The organism is Psychrobacter sp. CX16, assembly GCF_057396245.1.
Window position 1 is genome coordinate 1 of record NZ_JBXYJF010000054.1, and the last position, 4,743, is coordinate 4,743.

Genomic DNA, 4,743 nt, shown 5'->3' on the forward strand with positions numbered 1-4,743 from the left:
GTGATCTCTCCTTGACCCATATCTCCAAGAGTTGTGTCAATGATCTCATGTGTGTCAGTATTGATAAGACATACCGAACGCATTTGTGGATAAGGCGCCTCTTTGGTCCTACCTTTGCTTGAGCTAAAGTGCTGAAGGTTCTCATCGGTGTATGGCAATGAGTATACGACGCCATCTACGGCTTGGACGCTAAGTCCCATGAAGTCTTGTTGCTGGGCTAGTGATTCCGTTTGGTAGTGAGCACTTAGTTGATGAAATAGCTGCTTTAGAGGTTCATGCCCGAGGCGTTGTCTTGCTTGTACAACAGCACTGGGTACGCAGGCCTGTGAGTCTAGATTAAGCCGCATTTGCTCTGTGATATACCAGATGGAACGGTTTCGATATAAGGCTGTACCGATGACTAGCCAAACAACGTGTTCGGCTGGTAGCTTCCGCCTTCTAATGCTCGCTTTGCCTGTATATTCTAAGGCCTGCTGTATCCAGTCAGGGTCTATTAATTCACTAAATTGTTCTAGGGTGTCTGGGATCCTTTTATGCGTCTCATTAATAGCTTCTTGTAGTCTCATAGTAAAATAGCCCATCTACTTATTAGATGGGCTATTTTATTACTTTTCTTCGGGTTTTTGCCTTAACTGACTGGCATTACTCAGAGTGAGAGCGTTTTTTGTGGAGTTAGATTGTTTGGAGGCTAGATTACGTTGATACCTTGTTCGATATAAACTGTGTAATCATTACCATTGCTATTAGACCAAACATCATAAGTTACGCCATCTTGAGTCAAATCCCCAGTATCTGACCAAGTACCACCACCTTGAGTACCAGTCTCACTATAGTTTGTACCTAGTGCCTGACGCCCGATATTCACTGTGTTATTCCCATCACCTCTAATATAAATATCATTCGTTAGGTCACCACGATTAACATCAGTAACTTCAAGGGTTGTACCATGCAGATCAATGGCTTCGATATTGGTTACATCTGACAATGAAACCTCACTACTACCAGCTTGAATATTCAAGGTATCAAATCCTGCTCCACCATTAATATTACCGCCGGTGTAGCTAGCTACATTAATGATGTCATTGCCATCACCTAGATTTATAGAGCCATTCGTCATGCTAGCAGAGATATTAACTATATCATTACCAACATCTGTATTCACAGTACCACCTGTGTAGCTAGCTACATTAATGGTGTCATTACCTGCCCCCATATTCACAGTACCACCTGACACAGCATTTAACGTAGTAGTATCATCAGAAGCTGCAAAGTTAACGGTACCATTAGACATCTCCCCAGTTAATTGGAAAATATCGTTATTTCCTAGATAGACAATACCACTGCCCTTCATATCAGTAATAGTAATCGTATCCACAGCATTATCTTCATTGGCCTCAGAGGTACCTGTATAGACTGTAGCGCCTCTACCTTCTAAAGAACCAAGTGTAATGGTATCAGCACCCTCTCCACCGATAATACTAGCTGCAGTAGTTCCTCCTAAACCTCCGTATACTCGACCTTCGATAATAATATTATCATCACCATTACCCGCATCAATAGTAGCAGAGTTATTAGCGCCACTACCGCCGGTGACCTGTCCACTTATACGAATAGTATCATTCCCCGTACCACTCAAGATAGTAACCTTACTATTGATGGGAGTGCCACCACTGACGTCGCCGCCAATAGTAATTGTATCATTATCAGAACCACTATCTAATAATACAGTGCTTCTATCAAGACCACTAATAGATGAACTCACATCTTCTGCAATATTGATACTATCTTCACCTGCTCCGCCAAGGACATTCATTGTATTTCTATTACCAGTACCAGCGCGCAAATATGTACCTATATTGAGGGTGTCATTACCAGCACCTAAATCGACCGTATGAGTTCTACCATCGAGTTGACCGGCCGAAATATAAGAGGTAGTAGTCAATGTATCATCATCATCACCAAGAGAGACATCGGCACGATTAATCAAGCCTACTTCTACCACATCTACTCCTGAGCCCGTTCTGATAACAGAATCATTATCTACAGGACCTGACGTAGTAATTGAGTTATTACCATTCCCTAAGTCGATAGTAGAGCTATCTATCCCGCCTAAAGTAATCAAGGTATCATCACCATCTGTCGTTGTAATAATACTGCTATTAATTGAGTCAGAGCCATCAGAATTAACATTGATTAGGTTATTACCATTACCTTCAGCAGTAATAGTAATATTTGAAATTGCCAAACCATTGTTATCTAGTGTCAATACTTGGTTATCTCCTGTACCTAAATTAACAGCTGTCGTTGTATTATTAATTCCCACTAGACCACTACCTATATAGGAGTCGTTGCCTTCTCCCATATTCACTGTTGTATTAGCCAATAGATTACCACCAACATTTAAGGTGTCATCACCGCCTAACAGATCCACAGTGAAGGTATTACTTGTGCCGCTACCAATGGACGAAATATTTTTCCCCACATAGATAATATCACGTTCATCCGTAAACACAGTATTGAACTGCGGATTACCATCAGATACGGTGTTAGTAGCACCGCGAGGGCGATCCAGCGGATTTAAATTCCCGACACCTTCAAAAGAATCTTCTTCAAAGTAATACAGTTTTATCGGATCAAGCGGATTTGTGGCATTACCGGCTTTATCAACAAATCCTAAGGGTAAGAACTCATCATAAATGTCATTGCCATTACTATCCACCTCCGGATCTGCATTACGCGCATTAAGCCCATCGTAGTTATCTTCATCATTAATAGCGAGATAAGCTTGAGCATCTTCTCTTGATAATTCTAATGACCAATTACCCTCTGCATCTACTTGAGTGCTAGCTATTATGCCATTACCTTCTGGTCCGCCATTAGGATTAAACACGTATTCACCAGATTCATTAGTATAGCTATAAGCAACAACTGTTCCCTGTTCAGCATTAACGCCAGAAATAGTTAGAGGACCAGTTCCTGAAACCTCAGAAATCAATAAAGACTCTTCAATGGTATCTAAAACAAATTCAGTTTGCTCTAAGCTCTTCCAATCAGGATCTACCTCAGTGGTTTCTACCGAAGAAGAGTTATCAATATTAATGATTCGTGCTTCATAACGATACTCTGCACCATACGTTGCTGGCAGTTCAGTAGGTTCAGTATAGGTGTATTCTGTATCGTTACTCTTAGCAAGTGACGTTATCACTTGCTCTTCTATAGTAACACCATCAACAACTGTATAACGAACTACCTCTAGTGATTGGTAGCCCTCTACTAATGCTTTATCAATTGTTACTGTTACCGTTGGCGTAGTGTCATTCGTTAAGTTTTGCTGACTAGGCGTTGCATCATCAGAATCCGCAACCACACCACCAGAATAAACATAATCAGCGCCATAATTTGAACTTGCCACTCCTGAAATACTTGTTTCAGTGTCCGATAACGTACCAGGTAGCTCACTAGTCGCATTTACATCGTCTGTAACAGTAATATTTGTAACTTCAGCTAATGGCGTAATGTTGACTGTAAACGTCTGTGGTGTTGGTGTACTACCGTCTTCATTACCATCTTCAACTGATACATCAAAACCAGCTTTACTATCAGTAGTAGAATCAGAACCATCATGGACAAAAGTTACAAGCCCTGCGTCTAGATCAGCTCCTGTAAAGGTTGACGCTGCGCTTCCATCTACAAATACATTACCATTCGAAAGATTAGTAACTTTAAAGGTGATATTCGCAGCGGAATCACTGCTATCTGGATCGGTAAAGTATAAGTCTTCTCTATCAATCACCGTAGAATAGTTCTCAACGACAGTCGATTTAAGATCACCAGATATAACGGGTGCTTCATTAACGTCTTGTACTTCAAGAGTTACCTTTTCACTCGCTTTATTGCCGGCAGCGTCGATAGCTTGTATGTCTAAGACGAATGAATTAGTGCCAGTTTCGAAATCATTTGCGGCTGCCGCTTCACCAGCTGCGGTTAATGTAATATTGCCATTGTTATCGATTGCAAAATAACCATCATCATTACCAGCTGTAATACTATAGCCAGTCACACCAACATCATCGGAAGCAGTTACTTGTCCAAGGTTTGCATCTACAGCTTGATTTTCATTGTAGCTTAACGTTTGAGCTGCGATGGTTGGCGCACCAGTGTCAAGGGTAAAGCCGCCTGTGGTGTCAGCATCACTGCTGTTACCTGCCTCATCGGTGGTCACAGTACTCACGGTAATGTCACCATCACCTAAGGTTGTTAGCTCTTCAGCCGTTAATTGTACTGGCTGATCGGTACCATCATTAGTAATCGTCTTGGTTACTTCGCCATTAGGTCCCGTTAGCGTGACGACAGAGGTGCTACCGTCTTCTGCATTGACTGTAATCACACCATCAGCATCTGACGCTTCTGCTGCCGTTACGTCACCATCATTGGTATTCTTAATGGTTTGTGTTGGCGCACCAGTGTCAAGGGTAAAGCCGCCTGTGGTGTCAGCATCACTGCTGTTACCTGCCTCATCGGTGGTCACAGTACTCACGGTAATGTCACCATCACCTAAGGTTGTTAGCTCTTCAGCCGTTAATTGTACTGGCTGATCGGTACCATCATTAGTAATCGTCTTGGTTACTTCGCCATTAGGTCCCGTTAGCGTGACGACAGAGGTGCTACCGTCTTCTGCATTGACTGTAATCACACCATCAGCATCTGACGCTTCTGCTGCCGTTACGTCACCATCATTGGTAT

The 4,743-nt window shown here is 42.2% G+C and carries 2 protein-coding genes; both read right to left on the bottom strand.

Translation table 11 applies throughout. The features are described from left to right. On the bottom strand, nucleotides 1-566 hold a 566-nt coding region (locus tag AC2SLM_RS12720; RefSeq protein WP_486552346.1), incomplete at its 3' end, for a transposase domain-containing protein. A gap of 122 nt (nucleotides 567-688) precedes the next feature. After that, nucleotides 689-4,743: beta strand repeat-containing protein (locus AC2SLM_RS12725; protein ID WP_486554259.1), on the bottom strand; the 4,055-nt coding region annotated here is incomplete at its 5' end.